General features: G+C 39.4%; 1 protein-coding gene. It reads left to right on the forward strand.

Translation table 11 applies throughout. The features are described 5' to 3' along the window. The first annotated feature begins 811 nt into the window (after positions 1 to 811). Positions 812 to 1,189, forward strand: coding sequence for a hypothetical protein (locus ACKLNX_RS00045; RefSeq protein WP_412970762.1), 378 nt, complete (start codon positions 812 to 814; stop codon positions 1,187 to 1,189). The last annotated feature ends 80 nt before the right edge of the window (positions 1,190 to 1,269 follow it).

The raw sequence follows: 1,269 nt of genomic DNA on the forward strand, positions 1-1,269 counted from the left end.
AACAACGTATCAAATAACAACATCAAAGGAGTGAGGTTTGTTAATTCAAAATTGCATTAATCCAACCAGTTATAACAAACGCATCAGTTCACTCCCTTCGGTCGCTGGGACAACTTTACGGGCGCATTTCGCTACGCTCAAAAGCTGCACCCATAAACTTGCCCTCTATGCGGGGTGTTATGTGTCGGAGATGTTATTGGGTTTATGAACAAATCCAGACAGGCCTTTAATAAATTTAAAAAACGTCGTGAAAAGCAATGGTTGTTTGTTATTCTTTTGTCGCCATTTTTTGCAATTAGTGTTTGGGTTAGTTATTTGTGCGTAATGGTTTCCATTAGGGCCTTTCCGGATATGCACTTTGGACACGGCTCCGAGGTATTGTTAGTTTTACCGTTTGCAGTTTTGTGTATTATTCTAAGTATTAAGCTTGTTTATAAGCTTTATAATACTAGGTTTGTTGCAGATGAGTAGATGAACAAATAACTATGGCATAAGCTCTCTCTTTCAAGAGTCACTCTCATCTGTTTTTAATGAGTTGTTTTCGGGTTCGCGAGCATTCGTTGTTTGGTCTTCGCAAGTCAACATCAGTTGTTGTTTTGAGTTCAAACGAGTATATTTTTACCTAAATGGTTAACGTAGAGGGACATGGATTGTTTTATCAAAACCGAGTTAAATCAACCAAATATAACAAACGCATCAGTTCACTCCCTTCGGTCGCTGGGACAACTTTACGGGCGCATTTCGCTACGCTCAAGAGCTGCACCCATAAACTTGCCCTCTATGCGGGGTGTTATGTATTGGAGTGTTTAAAATGAAAAAGCTATCGATATTATTTATGCTCTTCATGCTTTCAGCATGCGTTGAGCATCCGAACGCAGCTGATTTAGATGTCATTGCAGTAGAAGCGGCGGCAAGGGAGATACTTGAGAATCACACGGCTACCGAAGAGGTAACAATTTCAGATGAAAACATTCCTGAATCTATAAAGGCGCTAAACCCCATTGAGGTTAGAGTAAGTAAGATTGAAGTTACCATCGTTCTGACTAAAAATTTTTATAGCGAGAGCGGAATTGCCGTTATACCCGGTTCATTCTATATGACAGAGATAGGCAGCAGTAATTCATCTGTTGGTGAGTTTAAAAAAATTGATGGCATTACTTTTACCTACATTAAGGGCTGGGTTTTATAAGTTGGTGACTACGAAAGCTCTTTCTTTCAAGAGTTACTCTCATCTGCTTTTAATGAATTATTTTCGGGTTCGCGAGCATT

This window comes from Glaciecola sp. MF2-115, from assembly GCF_047250385.1.
Lineage (GTDB): Bacteria > Pseudomonadota > Gammaproteobacteria > Enterobacterales > Alteromonadaceae > Glaciecola.

Excerpts from the sequence above, each read along its gene's own strand:
- ACKLNX_RS00045 (WP_412970762.1), top strand. The coding sequence starts at position 812 with ATGAAAAAGCTATCGATATTATTTATGCTCTTCATGCTTTCAGCATGC.